This is a genomic window from Paenibacillus sp. SZ31 (assembly GCF_012912005.1).
Classification (GTDB): Bacteria; Bacillota; Bacilli; order Paenibacillales; family Paenibacillaceae; genus Paenibacillus.
The window spans coordinates 348,503-371,747 of the sequence record NZ_JABBEA010000004.1; the positions used below are offsets into that span (position 1 = coordinate 348,503).

The window sequence follows — 23,245 nt, forward strand, 5'->3', positions numbered from 1 at the left end:
TCCATTCCTAAAGCAGGGCTTAACCTGTACAGTTCGTTGAAAATAAAGAAGGTGTCCCCGTAGTCATGTCCATGATTTTTGTTCATGTTTGACTACCGTGACACCCTTTTTATATGAGCACATTGCATTTTGCATAAATCACTAGAACGGTTTCCTATCAGCAAAAATTTGGATCAAACTGTTCCTATTTCTCTATGCGTTGTATGGATGTAAGTAAACTATATTGTTGGCATCGGAGTGATTCTGTCGCATAGCCTATCCAGCAAATCCCGATCATGGCTTATGATCAGTAATCCCAGATCACGCTCGCGAGCCACCCCCATCACAGTATGCCAGATCTGTGCCTGAGTGATTGCATCCAGCATCGTCGTCATCTCATCTGCGATCACGTAACGTGTCGCTGTACCAAGTGCTCGCGCCACACAGAAACGTTGCAGTTCTCCACCGGATAATTCACCCGGTCTGCGGTCCAGCCAAGTCTGTTGAATCCCCAACGCTTCGAGCAACTGCTCATCCTGCACAGCCGCCTCCTGAAGTACACGACGCATCCGCCAGCGTGGATTCACAGCCTTCTCCGGGTGCTGGAACACCAGCTGAACCGGACACGCTCCTGTACGAGGAAGTGGTTTTCCATCCAGAAGTACTTGTCCTGCCATGGGTTCGGCATATCCTGCAAGGATGCGTCCAAGGCTTGTTTTGCCAGAGCCACTCGGCCCCCACAAGCCAACTACTTCTCCCCGCTGCACCTGCATATTCATCTGCTGGAACACCCATGATTTCGGATCGTAACGGTAACTCACATCCCGTGCTTCAAGTGACATGGAAACACCTAACTTCTCCGCCCCGTACCTTACGAAGTTCTGGACGTTCGCGGGTACATACAGCGGTTACTGCATTACATCGGGGAGCAAATGAACAGCCTGTCGTGATCTCTTGACCTGCCAACGGTTGGGAGCCTGGGAGTGGCTGAAATCCGTTCTGCGGCAACGCATCCCAGAGCGCTTTAGTATATGGATGACGCAGACGTTCTCCATTCCCTTTAAAATCATCCACCTGCGCCGTCTCTACATTGGTACCCGCATAAAATACAGCGATGCGATCCGCTGCCGTCAGGGCTGTCGTAACATCATGCGTAATCCACAGGATAGCTACGCCTTCATTCGCGAGCTCACGAAATTGCTTCATCGTCTCAGCAAGTACTTCCGGATGGATGCCTGGTGTCGGCTCATCTGCAATGATCAGCTTCGGCTGACCGGAGGTCGCTGTCGCCATTAGCACCCGCCTTGCCATACCTCCAGACAACTCAAACGGGTATTTCCCGGCTGTTCCTTGAGGAAGATGATACCGTTCGGTCAGCTCCTGCTCCGTCTTTTTCATATGCGATCGAGTTATGAAGCCTCGTTTCCGTCCGGAATCTCGGGTTACCGGCTGAACTTGCCTTCCTACCTTCATCAACGGGTCCAAATAACTGACGGATTGTGGAATCAACATCAGTTCATCACCACGCAGATGAAGCTGCCGCTCCAGGGTCAATGGCTCGCCGCTATAGCTAATACACCCCTCCAACCTGGCATTGGCAGGTAGAATACCCATAATGGCCTGCGCCAGCACACTTTTACCCGATCCGCTTGCGCCTACAACAGCCACGATCTCACCCTCGTTTATGGAAAGATCCAGATTCTGAATGACATAAGTCTGTTCATGTGCAAACCAGCCGCGAGCGCGCCGAAACGACACCGACACACCCTCAATATCAAGAAGAGCCATATTTACCTCACCTCCCTTGAACTACCTGTACCCGTCAACGTCTTCAGACTGTTGCCCAATACATCAAACGCACGAACAACCAACAACAATGCCAGTCCCGGGAAAAAGGCGAGCCACCACATGCCAGCAGATAAATATCTCATCGACTCGGACAAAATAATTCCAATTGCCGGTTGTTGCGGGGACAACCCCAGCCCCAGAAACGTAATGGCTGCCTCATGCAGAATGGCATGGGGAAAGATTAGCAGTACGCCCACGAACAACTGCGGGACCAGATGTGGCAGCATATGCTGCATCGCAATTCGTAATCGCGATTGGCCTAACTTGTGTGAAATCTGAATATATTCTGCGGATTTCAGTTGAATCATCTCGGCTCTTACAATCCGAGCCAGATTCGGCCAGTGCGTCAGTGCGATTGCTGTCGCCACTCCTGCCAAACCTCCACCAAATACAAAGGCCAACATAACCAGCGATACCAGGTGAGGCACACTGAGGAACAAATCAATAATCCACGAGATTACTCGGTCAGCAGCCTTGCTAGAAGCGGCCCCCAGACCTAACAACAGTGCGATCAGTCCACCGCCACATGCAGCAAGCAATCCAACTTGAATACTGGTTGCCAATCCTTTTAACGTGCGCATGAACATATCTCTTCCGAGCCAATCCGTGCCAAATGGATGCGCCCAGGTTGGGGCCAGGTTCCGATCCATTAATGAAGTCAGCGTAGAACCAGCGGGAAGCAATCTGCCTGTCAACCATATGATTACAATCCACATCACCGCGAGGCTCCCCCAGATCAAAGCCCTTTTGCGAGGATTGCGAAAAGGTGGGTTACTGACACCCGCATAACCTTTTCTAGTTTGGCTTGTCTCTTTTTCAGCCCCCGCTTGCAACAGCTCCGGATTAATGTAGTGCCGCACCTCTTGAGTTGCAGTGTTCACTTTCTGCACTTCGGCTGTTTCTGGAGTCTGCTCGGAGGAGCGTTCGATCGTCTGCTTCATGACATCAGCCCCTCCTTCATTCGTGGATCAATCATGCGATACAGAATGTCAGCCACCATATTACCTGTAAAAACAAAGATTGCACTGCACATCACAAGTCCGAGCAACAGTGGAACATCACCGCGTAACCCAGCCTGGACCGTTGCCTGACCCAGCCCGGGGTATGAAAATACCTGTTCTGCAAGCACAGCCCCACCAAACAGTTCACTGAATGAAGCAAACTGTAGTGTTATGGCTGGCAAAACAACATGTCTGAACCCATGTCGACGGAACAGCTGAAATCCATGCTCACCCCGGGCTCTAGCGAACAGAATGTAATCTGACTCGAGCACATCCGTGAGCTTCTGCCGGGTATGCAAAGCAATGGAAGCTACCCCAGTCAGGCTGAGAGTCAACGCTGGCAGAATCATATGAATAGCTCGATCTCCCCATGTGACCTGATCAGCTGACATCCCTGCGGGTACTCCAAGTCCAACCGGAAGCCAGCCAAGCCATACACCAAATACCATCAGCAACAACAGCGCAATCCAGAATACCGGCGTGGAGGCCAGCGTATAACAATACCAACAGATCAGACGATCCAGCTTCGAATCCCGTCTCATGGAGGCAACTACCCCAAGAGCGAAACCGATGATGCCGGATAATAGCCAGGCTACAGACATAAGTGCGACAGAATTCATAAACCGTTCCTGAATAATATCTGCTACAGGTTGTCTGTAGATCATCGAAGTTCCCAGCTCTCCCTGAATCAGCGCTTGTCCCCAGGTTAGCAATCGTTCTGTAGGGGATTCATTCAATCCCCACCGTTCTTCGATAAGACTGCGCTGTTCGGCACTTACTCTAATCATGTCTCCACCAATGTAGGCTTCGATCGGATCAACAGGAGAGAATTGCATTAATATAAAAGACAACACACTGACTCCAACCAATAAAGATACGAGTCGCAACACTTTAAAAACAACAAATCTGACCCATCCATTCCTGCCTGTCATCCAATCTCTCCCCAATTCAGGCTAAAGCTACCGTTACGTTTCCTACTTTGTACTGTTATCCCAGGACCATTCCTCCAGATTGGTTGTCACCGGCCAGCCGTGACCATGGGGATGGATCTGCTGCTCGCCAATGTTCAGCCCATTCGTAACCAGATACAGGTGATCTATGTTCACGAGCCACGCCCATGGCGCATCCCCCTGATAACTGAAACCTGTTGTTCCATCCCATTCCGCTTTCTGCCAGAACGGTAATGCCTCTTCTTCACTGGTTGCATGGAGGGCTTTGTCCATCCAAGAATCCACGACAGGATTGCTGTACAGCCCCACATTGTAATACCCTTCTCCTTTATGAGTACTGCTATAGAGGTTATACGTTTCCAAAGGGTCATGACTGCCCCACCCAAACAATACAGCGTTGGAGTAAGCCATCTTTTTCGTCTCTTCACGGCTTTTGCCTTCAACATTGATTTTGATTCCCGCCTGGGCTACCATATCCGCAGCAGCCAGTGCCAGAGATTGTCTTGTTAAATCACCTGCAAAATAAAGCAGATTGAACTCGGCCTTAACGCCGCTTTTCTCGACGATACCATCACCATCCGCATCTACCCAGCCACCAGACGCCAGAATGCGCTTCGCTTCTTCGAGATTGGCATCCGTAAATACGGCTTCCGCATTGCTCCAAGGCAGATCATCACTGACGGAATAAGCCGGACGACCGTACCCTTCCAGTACGCCCTCAACCAAAGCCTTACGATCAATCACGACATTCACTGCTTGGCGAATCGCCAGATCGGATGTCACATCATTTCCTGCGGGAAGACCATCGCCCGACTTGGCACCAGCAGGTTGCATGGGGAACATGATGCCACGGTTATCTACGGTTTTCACGGCTTCCAATGTCATGCCATTCACCTGTTGCTTGCTAAATGCTGCCGGAATAGCAGCAATATCCACCGTACCTGCCTGTGCAGCAGCATAGGCGGCATCTTCATCCAGATAGAGGAAGGTGAGTTTGTGGAACGCGGACTTGTTTCCGTAATATTCTTCATTAGCCTCAACAATGGCCTGTTGTCCTTTGTCCCACTGAACCAGCTTGTACGGTCCTGATCCGACCGGATGCTCTGCATAATCAGCGCCATAGGCGTGTTCAGGTACAATACCAAGTGTCGTCAGCAGACTGATGAATGTGGACTGCGGCGACTTCAGTGTGAATACGACCGTGCTATCATCAGGTGCCTGCACATCAGCCATATTGGTCAGATCAATCACGGACCCACTCTTGGCAGCTGTTTCAAATGTAAATTTCACATCCTCAGCCGTAAGCGGCTCCCCATCCGAAAACTTCACATCGTCCCGAAGCGTAACTGTCCATTCCAGACCATCTTCACTAACAGAATATGTAGTTGCCAGATCGTTAACCAGCTGTAGCTTGGCATCCCTCTTCAGTAAAGTACTTTGGAAAAGTGGCGAACCATATTGCCCCCATCCGGTTGTCGGATCAAACCCACCTTCCGGCTCAGTGCCCACGGCTAATACCAATTCGTCTTTGGTTGAGGTTGTCCCCGGTTGTCCGTTCTCTGCCGATGACGCTGCCGGCGCTGTCCCCTGTGCACAACCGGATAATCCAATGGAACATACAAGCAAGATGCCTAGTCCTGTTCTAACTTTTCGTTTTCCCCATCTCCATGAAAATCTGCCCATTCTGGTCGTTCCCCCCTCTAAAGTTGTGCTACTCTCATTCATTTCGTGTTACTTTTTACGGAAATTGTAGCACAAAACACAAAACATATGTCAATAAAGTTAACTTCAAAACCCAAATATTTTCATATTTCAGAAATAAATAATTGAAAAGTTATATAACACAGCATTTGTACCGCTCTATAAAGTTAGGTATTATAACAAACGACAAAAAAACAGACGATTGGTATCTAACCAATGGTCTGTTTTTCAGGTTCGCTACATTTTTATAGAAATTACACTCACATTTCGTCTTAATCCTCAGAGCGATGATGATGACTGTGACCATGCTGCCCCGCACTGTGATTATGATCTGGACTTTGATCCGGATTGCCATCCTGACCGCTACTCTGAGCATGGGCCAGTTTGTTGAGCTCATCTACATAAGTCACAGACAGCTCCGCATACAATACCCCTTTTTGCACCTGGATCTGTTGATGCAGATGACGCAATCGTCCCAGGTTACCCCGTACGGCAATTACCTCTAGGCATTGGTCATGGTTCAAGTGTACGTGCATATTGGAAATGATGTCACGATGCGCCTCATGCTGCAGCTCCATCAGGCGAATGGGGAGATCACTAATATGGTGATCATAGACCATAACAATGGTACCAGCCACATCCTGATCGGATTGCAGTGCAGAGGGTTGCAGTAATGTTTTGCGAACAAGATCACGGAAGGCCTCAGATCGGTTTTTGTACCCCTGTTCATCAATATACTGGTCAAACTGCTCAATCAAAGGTGTAGGAAACGCCACCCCGAACCGAGTCAAATCTTCTTTGTCTGCCATGCTTCTCCTCCTGCGCCCTCATTTGCTTCGAGTGTACCACAGACTTGTCTGCTCATCGAATATACTGTTGCAAAAAGCGTATTGCCGAATGCATCGCCTGTTGTCCAGCTTCACTCTCCAGATCAAATTGATAATCATGTCCCAACTTCTCTGATGAGTTCGAGAAAAACAAGGTTTCGGCATCGACATCAAGTCGCTTCAAGACTTGTGCCAGTTCAATCGATTGACTAGTCAACGGGTCATCATTGCCTGAGGTAATAAATGCAGGCGGATACTTTGCTGTGGCCTGAAACACGGTCGACATTTCATCCAGACGTGGGTATTCTTCAAATGTTTTGACTCCGGTATATGACCAGAGAAATGTCCGTATGAGCGGAAATCCCGTTTCCGCTACCGTGCTCAGATTGTATGGTCCACAGAATAGAAGGACCCCACGTAACTCTTCCGGTTCAATGGTTGGCGTTATATTCATCAGTTTGGCCAGAGATGGATTGGTAACCACGGCCGCGGTCTGACTTGCAATCTGGGCACCTGCCGAATTGCCTGCGAGAAATATGTTTTCCGGGTCACCCTGATACTCACTGACATGGTTCTTCACGTAAGTCAAAGCCTGATTCGTCTGGATCACGGGAATGGGATATTTCGTATCCGGTGCGAGCGCATAATTCATACTGACCACAACGTAACCCTGCTTGGCTAATTGAACGGCATAATCAGTGATATCCTCTTTATCACCCAAGACCCATCCACCGCCATGAACCCATAACACGACAGGCGAAAGTTCCGATGTTACGGAAGGATAATAGATATCCAGTGTACTGTCATTACGCCCTTCGTCCGCATAGGGTACATCCACAACACGAGTTACTCCTTCGGAGATAACAACTTCGTTACTGTTCTTGTCTGCGCTGGCAAGTTCAAAGCCTGATTTCAGTAAAAAAATCGTGATTTTCGGTGTTAATTGAGCACCAATCCCAACAAAACCTGTAATCAAAATAAGTAATGCAATGGGAATCCAGTACCTTTTACGTTTAAAACCTCTTCTCCCTGCCCGTTTCGTTTCCAACTTGGACTGCAACAACTTCACCTCGCTCCATCATCATAGAAACGTCTTTACATCTAAAGTGGTGTACGTTGCTGAGCGAAACGGGTTTCCTCTTATTTGGGTCGCTTGGCGAGTTCCTGTCTGACTTTGACGTACGTAGTGGATACTTTTTGCTCCAGTGTATGGATATTTTGTTTTGAGCCTGCCCACTTCTCTGTTGCAGAAGCCAATACGTTCAATGAGCTAAGTACACGTGATGTTTGGCCTTGCTTTGTACTCTGTTTGAACTGTTGCAGTGCGTTTGAATATCGTTCTTTCGCCAGGCTAACCTGTTTTTTCGCCGTTTGAATCTGTTTCTTCACCGGATCGGCCCCCGTCAGCATAACGCGCAAACGTTTTACTTCAGCAGTCTTCCGTTTACGTGCTTCGGCAAGCTCCTTTTTCTTGATCCGAATGTCTTCTCTGGCAAGCTGTACAACAGGTCTTAATGTGTCGGCCTGCGTACGAATCGCTGCACTCCATTCCTTATTTTTGATAGCTTTGGCTGCATCCAGCTGTCGATTGACTGAACTGTACAGGGTGAAGAGCGGTTCATATCGGGCTTGGGTTTGCTTTACCTTTTCAGCTAAAGCTGCGATCTTCGCGTCATCGGTTTGTCTTATTTCTACACGCAATCGTTCCAATTCCGCGGTATTGGTGGCATGAAGTGTCTTTATTTTTTGTTCCCAAGCCTGCTCTTGTGTCTTCCAGTTCCCCACTTTCTCGTATGCTCGTTGCAGGGTCAACTTGTTCTGTGCATCGGCTTTGTTCAGAACGGTATCCCACGCTTTTTGCGCGGTTACGCCGAGATCTATACCCGCAGCCTCGACTGAAGAAGCAAAATAGATCGTGCCTGCGCTGAACAGAATTACAAGCCCTATAAGTAGGCGTGATCTGAAAATAAGATGAGCCAACGATGGCAATTTACCAGGTTTGCCTTTACTTTGACGTATTACGTGACTACCGCTATCTCCTGTCAGAACATGAGATGCACTTACTCTTGTCTCCATTGGATCTATGTCCTCTAAAGCTAAATCTTCGAGATGCTGTCGCCCCTTCTCTCCTTTAATCAAGCCATGATGATCTGTGAAGTTATGTGAGCTTGATCGTTCCAATAGGGAACAACATTCCATTGCCTCCTGTTCACTTATCGTTTCCTTCCATGCTTCTGTTTGCATGTACTCCTACACCCTTTCTTCTAAAATATTTAGCAGAATAGCCAACGAAATCAGCGAACGACAAAAAAGCACCCGCAAGTCAGGCATTAGCCTGCTCTTACGGGTGCTTCCCTCATAAGCCGTTCCATATGAGATTCGATTGAACGAGTCGCTCGAACCTTTCCTTTTTCTAATATATTCCATTCATTGTTCCTGGTCAAGTCGCGTCTATATAAATTGAACTAAAGAATATTTACACTACACACTCCGATGACAGAACAACCTTCCGATCGCTGTTATCCCCAGATTTTTTTGATTCCTTTTATAAAGGGGAAATCCGGGGATAGCGTATGCTTCCGATGTAGCTTTCTTGCAGAAAGCTTGTAGGCGAACGCTCCGCTTCTTCAGGTCCTTTCTATCCTCTCCGTTTTGTGTAAATGTTTAGTTCAATTTATATAGTTTGACTGGTCTAATATCAACCCTTCGATCAACGGGAGAACCCTTCCCGCTTTTAGTTACAACTGATACAGCTCAGCTTATTCATTGACCAAAATAGCTTTCATTTCCTCGGTCAGGTCCTCTTCTTTCAGCATCATGTAGATGTTCTCGCCACGAGTTACATTCAACTTAATCTGATAGATGGTATCTCTCTCTGTTAGATAACCAGACCGTTGACGCTTGAGCAAATCACTAATAATTTCTTTGTTTTGAGTCGCGACCTGCTTCTTGATGCTTAGACTCCCATCGATATATTCTGGTTGCGGAGTCGCCCACTGAAGCGAACCCGGACTGTTGATCTCCTGCTTTACAAACTGTGCGGAGACAATCCCGTCTGCCTGAACAAGCAACTGATCGTATAATTTGTGCTCCTTCAGCCATGCCAATACCCGATCATAGCTAGGTTTGATCTCGAAATTCCACATCTCTTTTGGTTGAAATGGATCTTTCGAAGACGAGTCCTGATTCATCTCCACGTAGGCAAACGACTGCCACGGGGAGCGTTGTTCTTCATAGGTCTGATCCAAAATGTCCTGTTTCAAGAGTTCCTTGAATTCACGGACTTGCTCCGGATTGCTAATATACACCTTTCGGTATGAACTAGTGGCAGCGCGAATGCCAAAACTTAATGCATCCTCTTCCAGCTTATACGTTTCAAAGGCTACTCTTTTGTAATCATGGGACTGTTTCAGAGCCATTAATTCCTGATGGAATTCGGCTTCTGGAATATAGTATTTGCGTTTCATCACCTTGCCGTTATCCAGCTTGTAATTAATAAATACATACTCATCATCACGCATACTTGGATTGATTGGATCATTCAGTAAAGGAAGATCGGAATCCACGATTTTTTGATGAAGAGCGATAACTGCCCCCATGTATTCCGGATCATTAGAATAGAGGTGAGCATCGTCCTTTTTCTGAGTGACACCGTTACTGTAGGTATAACTCTCACCACCAAGCTTAATGCTGTGCACCTTGTTCAGTTCAGGCACTCGCGCAGCGTATCCATTCCAGCCGGCAATAGGTACGTACAATATCAAACCAGCGACGACACCATACAAAATCAGCTTGGGCAGAAGTCTACTGCTCCAGATCAGCCATGTTTTGCGAATAATCATCTCGGCAACGATATAACCCACAATGCCACCAAGAACATATCCGAAGATTCCCCATCCGGCTGATCCTCTTGGAGCAATAATCGTGAAGTAAGCTCCGCCAATCAGAACTAGCGTAAACATTAAACCAAATCGGAATATAGGTTTCACAAGAGTAAACGTGACTGCTTGCGTAGCAGATTCAACCTGTCTTCTCTCGTAGAGCACATAAGTCAGAGGAATAAACAGAATTGCAAATATCGAATAGATAATTAATTCCTGACGGATTACTGGAACCATACTGATGGAACCTATACGCAGGACAAGCGACATTTCTTCCGAATTACGTCCCAATTCATCGTACGGATATCCAAGCAAATAATGCTGGAGATGAAGTGACATAATGAACCACACGACCACAGGTAACAAGAGGAGCGCGTATACGGTAAGCCCCTGTAACACAGATTGCCCAATGCACATGCCAACCGCCACAGTAAGCATGAACATAAATAGCGAGTAGATGCTCATGCTCAAGCCCCACATCCAGATCGTACTGCCATCGAACAGAAAAGCAGGTTGATCCAGTACTGCCCATACCCAGCCGGTAATTGCAGTTGTAATCCAGATCGGAAGCAAAATCATGGCATATCCGGTCAATAGATTTACCGTTAATAGATGTTTACGACGTAACGGCAAACTGTGGAATAGATCTGAAGACGCACCTGATTGCATGTAACGGAATAGAAAGATTCCAGCAGATACGGGGAGTGTGATGGCGAACAAAATCTGCACTTCACCATTGGCCTGAAACAAACTTGTAATCTGTTGTGGCACGTCCCTGTACTCGGTAGCGATATATAGCGGAAGTGAGAACAACAATGTGATGAGATATAAAATGCCTATCCATCCATGCTGTCTGAAATTTTGGATCAGGATGCCCCGGTTACAGAACAATCGGTTGAATATCATACCCTGCGTCCTCCATTTCGTAAATAAAGATTTCCTCGAGCGTCAAAGGCAGTACATCCAGCAGATACGGATCATGTATACGGAATTGATCGGTTACCTGTTGTCTGTTGCCTTTGACAATGTACAGGGATACGCTTCCCCGTTTCTCTTCATGCAAAATATCAATCTGCTCATCCATGGCTTTGGCATGGTCCGGGTGACGGAAAGCGACCTGGATTTTATGCGTATCCGCCTTCAGATCATCGAGATCTTTCTCTACAATAATTCGGCCTTTGTGCATAATCGCCACATGGTCACACAGATCTTCGATCTCACGTAAATTGTGGGACGAGATGACAATAGTCACCTGACGCTCAGCTGCTTCCTGGAACAGCAAGTTTTTGATCTGCTGACGCATGACCGGGTCGAGGCCGTCAATCGGCTCATCCATCAGCAGTACTTCAGGCATACAGCTAAGTCCCAGCCATACGGCTGCCTGACGGCGCATGCCTTTGGACATGCGATGCAGCTTGCGTTTTACATCCAGTTTGAACACGGTAGCCAGTTGCATGAACCGTTCCTCATTCCAGCGCGGATATACCGAACGATAAAATGCAGCCATCTGAGTTATTGAAGATTGCGGGAAAAAGTAGGGTGAATCGGCCATAAAAATTGTGCGGCCTTTGAGATCCATATTTTCATAAATCTCATTATCTTCGATACGAACAGTCCCGCTGTCCTGACGGTAAATACCAGCCATCATTTTGAGCAGCGATGTCTTGCCTGCCCCGTTGGAACCGAGCAAACCATAGATCGACCCCTTATGTATGTGCATCGTTACGCCATCCACTGCCTTCTCCTGTTCAAACGCTTTGACGACTTGATTCAGCTCAATCATGAGGCGCCTCCTTCTCTATACGGGCCATCGCTTCCTCAAACAAAAGCGTCATATCCGCTTTGGTCAAACCGGAATACGAAGCTTCTGCAATCAACTTCACCAGAGACTCTCTGATCTCATCTCTCATGGCTTCATTCGGATGTTCCACTGACGATGATACGAAGCTTCCTTTTCCCTGCAAAGAATAAATGTAACCTTCACGTTCAAGCTCACGATACGCTTTCTGAATCGTATTTGGATTCACGGTCAGCTGCGTGGATAACGCACGAACGGAAGGAAGCTGCTCGTCGGGCTTTAGAATACCGTATACGATCATTTCTTTGACTTTGTCCACTAGTTGCTCGTAGATCGCCTTACGGCTGCGTACATCTAATTCGAACATCCCGCACCTCCTTTCTGTAAATGTGTGAAATAACCTATCGGTTGAAATGACTGTATCTAAGGTGCATGTGTAGTTATCTGGGTGTAAAACAGGCGTTACCTGAGCTGTGCAGCTGAACGTATTCAATTCTTAGGTGTATTAACTGTACTACTATTATTAATACAGTTAAATCGGATTGTCAACCGTTTACTTTGACTTCTTGTTTTATTCGGAGTACGTTAAGAAAGATAGAACATATGGTACATTTGACATATATCACTTTTGGGGACAGGTTCATTCCGGCTTATGATGGGGCTCGAATCAGGGTGGCATTCACATGAAGTGAGGCAAACCGGCTATCTGAAGCGATGTGACTAGATGTGGCTACTTGAAGTGATGCGGCTACCCGAAACCTTTGCTTTACCGCTTTTGACAGAATTACATGCAAAGGTTGTTCAGGTCTTTACCCTTCCGTTATGATGGAGATGAAATATTGTTCAATAATCACTTTATCTTTGTTACTTTTTGTGCGCGTTTAACCTGATTGATTGTTAGGTCTGTTATGCGTTTGTTGTGTTGTAGACCTATTGTTTGCACAGTAGTGGCTGTTTAGCAGGTAGCTTATAAGTGTTAGCAAAACTGTGTATTTGCTTAAATTCGGGTTTGCACAAATGAGCTACTATGCAGTGGTCGAGTGTAGAATGGGCCCGTTATTCATTTGGCTTGTTGGTCTAAAAATCCGAAGGTCTGTATATCATTCGCGTTGAATGGGTCGGGCAGACTCCGGCCTTTTCAATCGTTTATCTGTTCGTTTGGAGAGCCAACTCGTGCTGTCCGCACTGAGCATACATATTGTAGATATGTCTTTCAAAGGGTGGACACGGACATGAGAAAGCACTTCGGAATTGATATTCTACATATAGATCATTTTTAATTTTATATCTGAAAACATCTATATGTAGTGTTTCATATTCCTGGATGGATATAGTATCTTTTTAGAAAAAGTGTCCACTCTTTGAAAGACAAAATTAAGATAAATGTCCTTTTCTAGTGGACAAATATATGCCCGAATTCCATTTATATAAGCTGAACTATACATTTACACGAAAATATAGAAGTAAGTAGTAACCCTAAGAAGTGTAACTAGAAGCTTGCTGTAAGAAAGATACTATGGAGGCATATGTTACACTTCTAATACCTCATAAGGAGAATCCGAGATGAATGAACATAGACAGGATAAAGATCAGAATAATAAAGAGAACGCCTCATTCGAGACTAGTGACCAACAGGGAGAATTAAGCGAGGCAACAACATTTTCAGACACTAGTCCGGTACAAGCAAATTCATCACAACGTGTGTTAATTGTAACCGCGGTTGATGCAGAAAAAGATGCGGTCCTCCGTGGTTTGGGAGACACGGGCGCGGAACGATTTGACGTCATCGCAGCGGGCGTTGGCCCAGCCTCGGCCGCAGCAGGAACAGCCGCTACATTGGCATATGCCGTAGCGGCTGCAAGCACTAGGGCGTTGGCGCAGGGTTCCACCGCGCCAAGCGAATCCGATGTGACACAGACATCTGCCACATCTTCAAGGCCGGGGCCCCTTGCCGGGGCCGGATCTTCACCAGCCTACATGCTGGTGATCAGTGCCGGCATCGGCGGCGGGTTCCCCGGCCGGGCAGACGTCGGCTCCCTCGTGGTCGCCGACGCCATGGTTGCTGCCGATCTGGGCTCGCAGACGCCAGACGGCTTCCTTCGTGTGGACGAGCTTGGATTCGGCTCGTCCATTGTGGCGGCGGACGCGGAGCTTGCCGCTCGCCTGCGCCATGAGCTGCAGCGGGCCGGGCTCGCTGTCAGCGGAGGCACTGCGGTCACCGTGTCAACGGCGACCGGAACAGCGGAGACGGCCGCGGAGCTATTGCGCCGCGTGCCGGATGCCGCCGCCGAAGGCATGGAAGGCTTCGGCGTGGCAACAGCTGCCCAGCAGTTCGGCGTGCCAGCACTCGAACTGCGGGCCATATCCAACGCGGTCGGTCCACGCGACCGCGACGCTTGGCGCATCAAGGATGCCCTCGATGCGCTCCAGGCTGCAAGTTCCATTTTACGGGAGGTTATTACATCATGAAAATTGCATTTTCCCCTTGTCCAAATGATACATTTATCTTTCACGCGTGGGTGCACGGTTTGATCCCGGGTGCACCTGAGCTGGATGTCCGTTATGCGGATATTGATATTACCAATGGTCTGGCAGCAAATCCGGATGGACCCGACACACCTGAAGTGATGAAAATATCTTATGCAGCACTGCCATACGTGTTATCTGACTATGCTCTGCTTCCTGCTGGAGGCGCACTTGGCAGAGGATGTGGTCCTTTGGTTCTGACCGCAAACGGCACGACCGATCCAGCATATCTGTCTGGACGACGGGTCGCTGTACCAAGCGAGCGCTCGACAGCATATATGTTGTTCCGTCTGTGGGCAGCGCAAAATGTTCCTGGCGGTGTAGGTGAGATTGTCGTCATGCCATTCGACCAGATCATGCCTGCTGTTCGTGACGGCAAAATCGATGCCGGACTTGTGATCCATGAAGCACGCTTCACGTACCAGAACTACGATCTCAAACTGATGACAGATCTCGGTAACTGGTGGGAAAGTGATACAGGCCTTCCGATTCCGCTTGGAGCGATCATCGCACATCGCGACATGGATGCTCACGCCCTCGCCGGATGGGCACGAGCATCGGTTGAATATGCATGGGCGCATCCAGATGAGTCGAGAGCATACGTTATGGAACATGCCCAGGAAATGGACCCTGACGTAGCTGCACAACATATCGGCCTGTACGTTAACGAGTTCAGCGCCAACCTGGGTGATGATGGTTACGGTGCAATCACTGCACTGCTTGGTCGTGCCATGAAAGAAGGACTCGTTCCTGAGTTCGACCTTGATCTGTTGCGAATCTAGCTTTGATTTAATTTGAGTTAGTTTCACTTCGCTCTATATCTAAAGAACACAGCACATCTTATTTAGCCGAATAACGTGGTATGAGAATTCTAAAGAATCTCAGACACCGTATTCGGCTAAATCTCGTTCATATCACCGACAAACTCGCTTCATTCCACACAATAACGATCCTACGATTCGTTAGAAATTGGTATGTGCGGATTCTCGGCGAATAGCGTGTGCTCGATTCTTTAGAGTCCTGCATAGGGTTCATTCGTGGATACAAACTTCTTAGCTAGCCAGGGTGATAGTGGCGTCCTAGCGTCTTGTTTTTTAAAGAGCTTGGATATACTTAGAGTCAATAAAGGTCATACTCAGGATGGTCACGAAACGAAGTATGACCTTTAAACCCATCGCACCTATTTCGCTGAATCTCTACTTTCCAGTAAAGTTTGTATGAACCTTACCGAGTTTGCGGTTTGCGGTTTGCGGTTTGCGGTTTGCGGTTTGCGGTTTTAGAGTCTAATTTTTAACTAGGCGAAATACTTGCATCAAGATACTCCGCTGCAAACTAGTGACCTCACTAACCCATGTTGGACTACACTACCCATGACACATGGCACACGAAATAGAAAGAGCTGTCCCCTAACGTCAGACTTATGACGATGGGACAGCTCTTTTTTTCACTCTATATTCAACTTCATATTTATACTCCACGTCATCCTGAACCCTACTGTAACCCATTCCAATCCACTGCTCGCCCTCTCACAACTTCGGTTTACGAATCCAACCGTCACCTACGTTCTGCTGCAACCGCAGCCGAACAATCGCAACCTTCCCCTACGATTCAGCTACAACCGTGCGGATCATTATCCGCAGCGCATCCAGCATCATGGGAATAGGTAGCGAAGGGACGGAAGGCTGCAACACAGCCATCTCTGTTGAGGCTGGAAAATGTACAAATCCGGCACGAATCGGGAGCTGACCTACTCGAATGTGATCCAGTACCCGGTACATCGTGTTGTTGCATATATACGTGCCGGCTGTATTGGAGACGGCAGAGGGAATGCCTGCTGCGAACATGTCATTCACCATGGCACGTATGGGCAAGGTGGAGAATATACCGTCCGGGCTACCGTCTACAATCGGCTCGTCCATCGGACGCTGCCCCTGGTTATCTGCATAGGAGCCAGGCGGAATGTCTTTGACATTAACGGCGATCCGCTCCGGTGTGATGGCCGTTCTGCCCTTTGCCAATCCACAGGCGATGACAACATCCGGCCGATAGACTTCCATCTCTGCGATGAGCAGGTCTGCACATTCATTAAAGTGCACGGGCAACAGTACTGTTTTTAGCTCAGCACCCTCCATCACTTCGTTCGCAAGAGCTTCCATTAACGCTCCCGTTGGATTAACCGCATCCCCGCCAAACGGTTCAAACCCGGATATCAGAATCTTCACCATCACACGCCAACTCCTGTCTGTTTACTCTGATTTGTAACGCAATCCCCACTGGCCCCGAATCGTGTCCATCAGCTTCATGATTTCCAGAGATTCGTCCAGTTTAATGGTATTGCTCTCCGTGCGGCCTTCCAGGATACAGCGTCCCGCTTCTTCTGCCTCAAAAGCATAACCAATGCACGTTCGATCATCCGTGAACTTCTCGGGCTCGTCCTGACCATTCACATGCAGATAGGCTTCTTTGCCCGCCAAGAATAAAGGTAGACGAATCTTGCCTTCCGTACCATATATAACCGCTTCATTGCTGAGGTTCAGACGAATAGCAGCACTTAGTGATGCAGAACGCCCCTCGGAATAGGACAACAACACGGAAAACTGCTCGTCCACGCCCGTCTCACCAATATTGGCCGTACTCCATACATGCTGGGGTTGTTCGCCAAAGATCATCGATGCGAATGAGATCGGGTACACCCCTGCATCCAGCAAAGCTCCCCCACCCAGATCCGGGTTAAGCAAACGTCCTTGCGGCTCCCAGCCGATACGGAATCCAAAGTCTGCCTGGACCAAACGAACTTCACCGATCCGTCCTTCTGCAATCCATGCTCTGGCTTGTTCAATGGGTGGCAAGAAGCGTGTCCACATGCCCTCCATCAGGAAAAGCTTGCGCTCCCGCGCAGTCTCCACCAGCTGCTCCAACTGACGCGCATTCATGGTGAACGGCTTTTCACAGAGAACCGCTTTGCCTGCCTCAAGACAAGCCATTACATTCTCCTTATGTAAAGGATGAGGTGTTGCCACATAGATAATATCTACCTCAGGGTCTTGCAACATTTCATCATACGAGCCGTAAGCGCGTGCAAAACCATATTCAGCTGCAAACTTCTCTGCGCTTCCCGCTGTGCGTGAACCTACCGCTGCTTTCTCCGCGTTCCCCGCATACCCCAAATCCTTTGCGAACTGGGATGCAATCCATCCCGTACCCATAATGCCCCAGCGTACTTTATCCCGTCCCACTACTTCTGGCATATTAAAGCCTCCCTACTGCAAATTGAGTTGAAAAGGTTCATGATTCAGATCAGGCCAACATGTTATCCCCTTTATTTTACCAAAAAGAAACGCTTACGTCAGAAAACGATTTCGAATATGTTCTCTCATCAGGCTTCATCAGCTTATTAGCGACTCGAACGTATCTGTACACATTTCAATTCTGCAGTAGATTTGCTAAGATTATCAGCAGACTAGGGCCAGGAGGTCTTGTCCCTTAGCATACTTGTAACTAGCGACAATCTGGTTAAACTATCGATCACACCTGATAACGGGATCATACTCGTGTGCTATTCATAAAACATCTGATTATACTGCAAACGCACTTTTGACAAGACAGCCAGTAATCATAACATCATGCGAAACGCATCAATAGACGTTCAAGAAAGACCTTCAGGTCCGAGAAAATATGGTACGTTCCAGATTCAATTATTACCTAAACTGTTCATAAGAGAGGAGGTCGCATAGCACCATGACTACCATCCCCGGTACCGCCCACAGCGGCATGAATCCACACACGTTGCATCAGCAGACGAGTCCCAATACAGAAAAGGAATCCTCAATCCGAGCAGACCTGGATGCATTCTTGAATGATACCCTGATCGAACTTCGTCAGGCAGAACATATTATAACCCGTGGGAAATGGAGCTGGTCCACAACTGAGTTAGCTCATCATACCTTCATATATATGCATAGATTCACAGGCACACTGATCATGAACGGGACCGAATCCCACGTGGTTCGCAAATCAGCTTGTCTGTGCACACCAGGCACTGCGATTGAACTGATTGGTGATGAAGACCATGAGATTGAACTGTATATCATTCATTTTGATCTGTTTCGGGCTACGGAGAAAACGGCATCCAGACGAATCTATGAACGAGAACTCAGCTCACCTGTTACAGGCTGGATTCAAGGGCCCTTTTATGGCATACAACGGATTGCCGCACAGCTTACACAACTGAACAACGACGGTTCGCACACCAGCTTGAAAACACAGCTCCTCCTCACGGACCTGCTACACATGCTCTGGCCTCAAGAAGACCTGACTGACACAGTGGCAGGACAAGATGAACCCGAACAGTGGCTCCGGTCAACCCTGCAATATATGCGGGAAAACTACATGCACGAGATCAAGCTGGAGAAGCTGGCAGAACTGGCAGGCATGCACCCATCCTATTACTCACAGCTGTTCAAGAGCCGCATGCAGAAGAATCCCATTGAATACATCACCCATCTGCGCATGAACCGGGCCAAAGAATTACTGCTCACTTCCGACCTGCGTATCCGTGATGTGGCCCGCGAAGTGGGATACCGTGACGAATTCTATTTCAGCCGACGTTTCCGAAACCATGCAGGTTATGCGCCAACTTCCTATTCAAAGCAGGTGCACCGAAACATCGTGTCGCTCTCTTATCCTTACACGGACCACCTCATGACACTTGGTATCACGCCATGTGCAGCTCAGATCCAGGGTCACCTGCCTCATATGCCCAAATCGCTCACGCTACCCTTCCACGCCTATGAACCTTGGGAACAAGGTCGTCAGGCCTTCCTTGATGTGAATCCCGAGTTGGTTCTGACCAAGGATAATGCAGCTGCGAAAGCCATGGAGCATATCGGCGATGTCGCCCCTATTATCACCATTCCCTGGAACCAGACAGACATCTTCGGTCATCTGCAGAAGATTGCATCCATCGTGGATCGCACCCAGGCAGCGAAAGATTGGCTGGATCGACATGAACGCAAGGCAGAGCGTGCACGCAAAAAAATCAAGGAATTCGTCGGGGACATCACCGTTGCCGTTGGCACGTTGACCCCTAAAGGTCCACGGATGTACAGTCATCGCAACTTCGGACACGTCTTTTACCGTACCTTGCAACTGGCCGCTCCTCAGCGGATTCAGACCGAACTGGCTGGCAAATCACCCGGCGTCGGATTAAACTGGCTGCCTTTTACACCAGGAGAATGGGACGGATTGGAGGCGGATGTGCTGGTACTGGCGATTAACTCCGTGCATGAAAAGGCAACACTGTTGAAAGAGATGGCTTCGAATCCACTGTGGAACAGCCATCCTGCCGTAAAAACCGGAAGGGTTCATTTTATCGATTGGAACTCATGGGTTGTGTATGCTCCATATTCCATTAACATCCAGCTGGATGAAGCGCTCTCTATGTTGACGAACAAACCTTCATTTCTGTAATCTAAAAAATGTCCATTCCCGAAATCTTAATTTATGCCATGTACGGGCCTGAATTAAGATTTTATAATGATCACTAATTGATAATGATAATCAATAACAATGAAATACGTTGTTGGTAACAAAGGAGTGACCCGTATTCAACATCCGGGACTGCCACATCGTCCGTCCAATTCACGAAAATCTGCAGTGACGGTTGGTCTGATGTTTTTGTCTGCCATAGCCGTACTGCTGCTAAGTATGTTTGTCGCAATCTCGTTAGGTGCCAAAGGACTCACACTGGAAACGGTATGGACTGCCATTTTCCAGTACAATCCGGCTCTGACGCCACACCAGATTATTCATGAGCTGCGGCTGCCTCGTGTCCTTGCTGCCGTGATCATCGGCGCTGCCTTTGCGGTTGCAGGAGCTTTAATGCAGGGCATTACGCGTAATCCGCTGGCAGACACGGGCATTCTGGGCATCAATGCAGGAGCCACTTTTGTCGTGGCACTGAGTTTTGCCTTTTGGCCCGGACTGCCATACGGCTGGATCATGTTTTTATCATTCCTGGGGGCTGTTCTGGGCACACTGCTTATCTTCCTGCTTGGAATGGCAGCACCCGGTGGTCTGAGTTCTATCAGACTGACCGTTGCCGGGGCCGTTGTTGCAGCCATGCTAAGTTCACTCAGCACAGGCGTCGCCATTTATTTTGACCTGAGTCAGGATCTGGCCTTCTGGTATGCGGGTGGTTTTGGCGGGATTGAATGGCGGCATCTCAAGCTCATTCTTCCCGTGCTGCTCGTGACGCTAGTGCTGATCATGCCACTCGCCCGGCGTGTATCCCTTATGTCCCTTGGTGAAGAAGTGGCGATTAATCTCGGGATCAACCTGCGTTGGACGAGGTTTCTCGCCCTGGCAGCGGTTGTTGTACTGGCTGGCGTGTCCGTGTCGGCAGTAGGCTCGATTGGATTTGTCGGACTGGTCATCCCCCATATCTCCCGCAAAATGGTGGGTGTGGATTATCGACTCATCATTCCAATGTCCTCCCTGCTGGGAGCGGTACTGCTAGTGCTCGCCGATCTGGGCTCACGCATTGTGAACCCGCCCGAGGAACTCGCGGTAGGCATTATGGTCGCCTTTGTCGGTGTACCGTTCTTCCTCTATCTGGCCCGTAAAGAAAGGAGGGCCTTGTAGCGATGAATTCCAATGCACCTTCACGAGGTAAACGTTCAATAATTGTCAGCGTCACGCTGTTCTGCATCGCCATTGCCGTTATTGTGATCAGCCTGAACACGGGAACCATCCGTCTGTCCCCAGTGGCTGTATTGCAGACTTTGCTTGGCAATGGCAGTCCGGATGATCAGATTGTACTGTTTGATTACCGACTGCCACGTATTCTGGTCACTGTACTGGCCGGAGCTGGACTTGGTATTGCCGGAGCGGCCCTGCAAGGGATCACTCGCAATCCACTGGCGGACCCAGGCATTCTGGGATTGCATGCCGGGGCAGCGTTTGGACTAATGGTGTTTGTTAGTCTCTCCTTTACAATGGATAGCTCTTTGGCCCTTCTGATTCCGTTGTTTGCTTTTGCAGGCAGTGTGGCCGCGGCCCTGATCATCATGCTGCTATCTTATGATCGGCACAACGGCGTATCGCCCATTAAGCTGATTCTGGTTGGAATCGCGGTCGCGGCCGGGTTCCATGCGTTGACACTCTATCTATCCCTGCGTCTGGATGAAGACACCTATTCCTTTGCCGCTCGCTGGCTGGCAGGAAGCGTCTGGGGCCGGGATTGGGTTCATGTGCAAGCGTTGCTTCCTTGGGTGGTGCTATGTATCTCTTATATCTGGAGTCGATCCAAAACGCTCGATGCCTTCAATCTTGGAGATGCTGCCGCAACCAGTATCGGGACGCCTGTCCGATCCCAGCGTGTTATTTTGCTGCTCTGTGCCGTGGCTTTGTCTGCCGTCAGTGTATCAGTGGCTGGTGGGATCGGCTTTATCGGTCTGGCGGCACCACATCTGGCGCGCAGGCTTGTCGGTCCGATGCATCGGCATCTGATCCCTGCTGCCGGACTCATCGGCATGGTTATTCTGGTGACCGCCGATACCATCGGGCGAACGATCTTTCAGCCTAATGCCATTCCGGCAGGCGTGGTGGTTGCTGCGATTGGTGCACCTTACTTTTTGTACCTTTTAGTACGAAGCAAGTGATCTTTTTTTTCAAAAAACAATAAAGACATCCAAGAGATGTTCAAGGAGAATGTGACTACCCATGTTAAAGAAAAATCTTATGCTTGTCATGAGTATCTGTCTGGTGCTTATACTCGCAGCCTGTGGAACGGCCAATAATTCATCATCTGCTTCTGGCGGCTCGTCCACGGACACTTCAGCCGAAAATCAGGACAACAGCGCAAGTTCGGGCGAGCAACGTATTGCCTCCATGTCGATCCATCTGACCAATGATCTGCTGTCTCTCGGCATCACTCCGGTTGGTTCCGTTATCGGTGGGGAAGCTAAGGCCTTCCTGTCCCATGTTGCTGATCGTCTTCAAAATACAACGCCACTTGGTCCGGTAAAAGATCCGGATATGGAAGCTTTGCTTGCCCTGAAACCGGATGTGATCTATCTCGACGAAGAATTCTCCGGTGATGATATTGCCAAATTCGAAAAAATTGCTCCGGTACATGTCTTCAATCTGGATGACGGCACATGGCGCGACCATCTGAAAGACATTGGCAAACTCGTGAATCGCGAGAAGGAAGCTGAGCAATACATTCAGGACTACGCAAGCGAAACGGAAGAAGTAAAATCTCTGGTTCATGACACGATTGGAGAAGATGGTACTGTCATGGCGATCCGTGTTACTGCCAAAGAATTGCGTGTATTCAGTACACGCCGTCCCATGGGTCCCATTTTATATGAGGATCTCGGTCTGACTCCTGCCAAAGGCATTACAGATATCGATTCGACTAAACCTTATCAAGTGGTATCCCGTGAAATATTGCCAGACTATGATGCAGACGCGATCTTTGTGGTTGTGAATTCGGATGATGAAGCCCAAACCATGTTCAAGGAGCTGCAAAACAATCCGATCTGGCAAGGCCTGAAAGCAGTCAAAGCCGGTCACGTCTACCCAATTGGTGCACAGCCTTGGCTGGATTATTCATCTATCGGTAATAAAATGGCCATGGATGAAGCCAAAGAGATGTTCTCCAAAAAGTAAGTTTTCGTACACTCCACACTTAACGTGTGACAATACCCAAAAACCTCTCTTTAGAGACGGG

At 48.5% G+C, this 23,245-nt stretch carries 19 protein-coding genes; 6 read left to right on the forward strand and 13 right to left on the reverse strand.

Annotation, left to right across the window (positions count from 1 at the left end):
* Window positions 1–218 precede the first annotated feature (218 nt).
* The 11 genes from HF638_RS11475 to HF638_RS11525 all read right to left on the reverse strand — a co-directional run bounded on the left by HF638_RS11475 (window position 219) and on the right by HF638_RS11525 (window position 12,352).
* Window positions 219–821 (reverse strand): ABC transporter ATP-binding protein, encoded by a 603-nt coding sequence (locus HF638_RS11475; protein WP_169480307.1) that lies wholly within the window; start codon window positions 819–821, stop codon window positions 219–221.
* The gene (locus HF638_RS11480; protein WP_169480308.1) at window positions 811–1,767 is read right to left on the reverse strand and encodes an ABC transporter ATP-binding protein; all 957 of its coding nucleotides are present in this window, start codon (window positions 1,765–1,767) and stop codon (window positions 811–813) included. Before HF638_RS11480 ends, HF638_RS11475 begins: the two co-directional genes overlap by 11 nt.
* 2 nt (window positions 1,768–1,769) lie before the next feature.
* Window positions 1,770–2,768 carry an ABC transporter permease gene (locus HF638_RS11485; protein ID WP_248278111.1) on the reverse strand — a complete coding sequence of 333 codons (999 nt, stop codon included), beginning with the start codon at window positions 2,766–2,768 and terminating at the stop codon, window positions 1,770–1,772.
* Window positions 2,765–3,760 carry an ABC transporter permease gene (locus tag HF638_RS11490; RefSeq protein ID WP_169480309.1) on the reverse strand — a complete coding sequence of 332 codons (996 nt, stop codon included), beginning with the start codon at window positions 3,758–3,760 and terminating at the stop codon, window positions 2,765–2,767. The genes HF638_RS11485 and HF638_RS11490 overlap by 4 nt, the downstream gene beginning before the upstream one ends.
* Before the next feature lie 42 nt (window positions 3,761–3,802).
* Complete coding sequence (locus HF638_RS11495; protein ID WP_169480310.1) at window positions 3,803–5,461, reverse strand: ABC transporter substrate-binding protein; 1,659 nt, start codon at window positions 5,459–5,461, stop codon at window positions 3,803–3,805.
* Window positions 5,462–5,751: 290 nt separating this feature from the next.
* Window positions 5,752–6,288, reverse strand: a complete 537-nt coding sequence (gene nikR / locus HF638_RS11500) for a nickel-responsive transcriptional regulator NikR (RefSeq protein WP_169480311.1) — start codon at window positions 6,286–6,288, stop codon at window positions 5,752–5,754.
* 52 nt (window positions 6,289–6,340) lie between these two features.
* Window positions 6,341–7,369 carry an alpha/beta hydrolase gene (locus HF638_RS11505; protein ID WP_169480312.1) on the reverse strand — a complete coding sequence of 343 codons (1,029 nt, stop codon included), beginning with the start codon at window positions 7,367–7,369 and terminating at the stop codon, window positions 6,341–6,343.
* Between the two features lie 77 nt (window positions 7,370–7,446).
* The gene (locus HF638_RS11510; protein WP_169480313.1) at window positions 7,447–8,550 is read right to left on the reverse strand and encodes a hypothetical protein; all 1,104 of its coding nucleotides are present in this window, start codon (window positions 8,548–8,550) and stop codon (window positions 7,447–7,449) included.
* 515 nt (window positions 8,551–9,065) lie between these two features.
* On the reverse strand, window positions 9,066–11,093 hold the full coding sequence (locus HF638_RS11515) for a hypothetical protein (RefSeq protein WP_169480314.1): 2,028 nt from the start codon (window positions 11,091–11,093) through the stop codon (window positions 9,066–9,068).
* Entirely contained in the window at window positions 11,068–11,970 is a 903-nt protein-coding gene (locus HF638_RS11520; RefSeq protein WP_169480315.1) for an ABC transporter ATP-binding protein, read from the reverse strand. The genes HF638_RS11515 and HF638_RS11520 overlap by 26 nt, the downstream gene beginning before the upstream one ends.
* Complete coding sequence (locus HF638_RS11525; protein ID WP_169480316.1) at window positions 11,963–12,352, reverse strand: GntR family transcriptional regulator; 390 nt, start codon at window positions 12,350–12,352, stop codon at window positions 11,963–11,965. The genes HF638_RS11520 and HF638_RS11525 overlap by 8 nt, the downstream gene beginning before the upstream one ends.
* Window positions 12,353–13,548: 1,196 nt before the next feature.
* Here HF638_RS11525 and HF638_RS11530 point away from each other — a divergent pair.
* Entirely contained in the window at window positions 13,549–14,454 is a 906-nt protein-coding gene (locus HF638_RS11530) for a futalosine hydrolase (protein ID WP_169480317.1), read from the forward strand.
* On the forward strand, window positions 14,451–15,293 hold the full coding sequence (locus HF638_RS11535; protein WP_169480318.1) for a 1,4-dihydroxy-6-naphtoate synthase: 843 nt from the start codon (window positions 14,451–14,453) through the stop codon (window positions 15,291–15,293). Before HF638_RS11530 ends, HF638_RS11535 begins: the two co-directional genes overlap by 4 nt.
* Before the next feature lie 819 nt (window positions 15,294–16,112).
* On the opposite strand, the gene HF638_RS11540 is transcribed toward HF638_RS11535, so the two are convergent.
* Entirely contained in the window at window positions 16,113–16,736 is a 624-nt protein-coding gene (locus HF638_RS11540; protein ID WP_169480319.1) for a pyroglutamyl-peptidase I, read from the reverse strand.
* A 21-nt stretch (window positions 16,737–16,757) separates the two neighbouring features.
* On the reverse strand, window positions 16,758–17,759 hold the full coding sequence (locus tag HF638_RS11545) for a Gfo/Idh/MocA family protein (RefSeq protein WP_169480320.1): 1,002 nt from the start codon (window positions 17,757–17,759) through the stop codon (window positions 16,758–16,760).
* Between the two features lie 490 nt (window positions 17,760–18,249).
* Here HF638_RS11545 and HF638_RS11550 point away from each other — a divergent pair, with 490 nt between their 5' ends.
* The 4 genes from HF638_RS11550 to HF638_RS11565 all read left to right on the forward strand — a co-directional run bounded on the left by HF638_RS11550 (window position 18,250) and on the right by HF638_RS11565 (window position 23,184).
* Complete coding sequence (locus HF638_RS11550; protein WP_169480321.1) at window positions 18,250–19,980, forward strand: AraC family transcriptional regulator; 1,731 nt, start codon at window positions 18,250–18,252, stop codon at window positions 19,978–19,980.
* Window positions 19,981–20,181: 201 nt separating this feature from the next.
* Window positions 20,182–21,153, forward strand: a complete 972-nt coding sequence (locus HF638_RS11555; protein ID WP_248278121.1) for a FecCD family ABC transporter permease — start codon at window positions 20,182–20,184, stop codon at window positions 21,151–21,153.
* Between the two features lie 2 nt (window positions 21,154–21,155).
* Window positions 21,156–22,172, forward strand: coding sequence for a FecCD family ABC transporter permease (locus HF638_RS11560; RefSeq protein ID WP_169480323.1), 1,017 nt, complete (start codon window positions 21,156–21,158; stop codon window positions 22,170–22,172).
* A gap of 61 nt (window positions 22,173–22,233) precedes the next feature.
* A complete protein-coding gene (locus HF638_RS11565) occupies window positions 22,234–23,184 on the forward strand; it encodes an iron-hydroxamate ABC transporter substrate-binding protein (protein WP_169480324.1) in 951 nt (316 codons plus the stop codon).
* Window positions 23,185–23,245: the final 61 nt, after the last annotated feature.

Excerpts from the sequence above, each read along its gene's own strand:
- HF638_RS11515 (WP_169480314.1), bottom strand. The coding sequence starts at position 11,093 with ATGATATTCAACCGATTGTTCTGTAACCGGGGCATCCTGATCCAAAAT.
- HF638_RS11540 (WP_169480319.1), bottom strand. The coding sequence starts at position 16,736 with ATGGTGAAGATTCTGATATCCGGGTTTGAACCGTTTGGCGGGGATGCG.
- HF638_RS11560 (WP_169480323.1), top strand. The coding sequence starts at position 21,156 with ATGAATTCCAATGCACCTTCACGAGGTAAACGTTCAATAATTGTCAGC.
- HF638_RS11485 (WP_248278111.1), bottom strand. The coding sequence starts at position 2,768 with ATGAAGCAGACGATCGAACGCTCCTCCGAGCAGACTCCAGAAACAGCC.
- HF638_RS11565 (WP_169480324.1), top strand. The coding sequence starts at position 22,234 with ATGTTAAAGAAAAATCTTATGCTTGTCATGAGTATCTGTCTGGTGCTT.
- HF638_RS11545 (WP_169480320.1), bottom strand. The coding sequence starts at position 17,759 with ATGCCAGAAGTAGTGGGACGGGATAAAGTACGCTGGGGCATTATGGGT.
- HF638_RS11535 (WP_169480318.1), top strand. The coding sequence starts at position 14,451 with ATGAAAATTGCATTTTCCCCTTGTCCAAATGATACATTTATCTTTCAC.
- HF638_RS11495 (WP_169480310.1), bottom strand. The coding sequence starts at position 5,461 with ATGGGCAGATTTTCATGGAGATGGGGAAAACGAAAAGTTAGAACAGGA.
- HF638_RS11555 (WP_248278121.1), top strand. The coding sequence starts at position 20,182 with ATGTTTTTGTCTGCCATAGCCGTACTGCTGCTAAGTATGTTTGTCGCA.
- HF638_RS11510 (WP_169480313.1), bottom strand. The coding sequence starts at position 8,550 with ATGCAAACAGAAGCATGGAAGGAAACGATAAGTGAACAGGAGGCAATG.
- HF638_RS11525 (WP_169480316.1), bottom strand. The coding sequence starts at position 12,352 with ATGTTCGAATTAGATGTACGCAGCCGTAAGGCGATCTACGAGCAACTA.
- HF638_RS11475 (WP_169480307.1), bottom strand. The coding sequence starts at position 821 with ATGTCACTTGAAGCACGGGATGTGAGTTACCGTTACGATCCGAAATCA.
- nikR (WP_169480311.1), bottom strand. The coding sequence starts at position 6,288 with ATGGCAGACAAAGAAGATTTGACTCGGTTCGGGGTGGCGTTTCCTACA.
- HF638_RS11530 (WP_169480317.1), top strand. The coding sequence starts at position 13,549 with ATGAATGAACATAGACAGGATAAAGATCAGAATAATAAAGAGAACGCC.
- HF638_RS11550 (WP_169480321.1), top strand. The coding sequence starts at position 18,250 with ATGACTACCATCCCCGGTACCGCCCACAGCGGCATGAATCCACACACG.
- HF638_RS11490 (WP_169480309.1), bottom strand. The coding sequence starts at position 3,760 with ATGACAGGCAGGAATGGATGGGTCAGATTTGTTGTTTTTAAAGTGTTG.
- HF638_RS11480 (WP_169480308.1), bottom strand. The coding sequence starts at position 1,767 with ATGGCTCTTCTTGATATTGAGGGTGTGTCGGTGTCGTTTCGGCGCGCT.
- HF638_RS11520 (WP_169480315.1), bottom strand. The coding sequence starts at position 11,970 with ATGATTGAGCTGAATCAAGTCGTCAAAGCGTTTGAACAGGAGAAGGCA.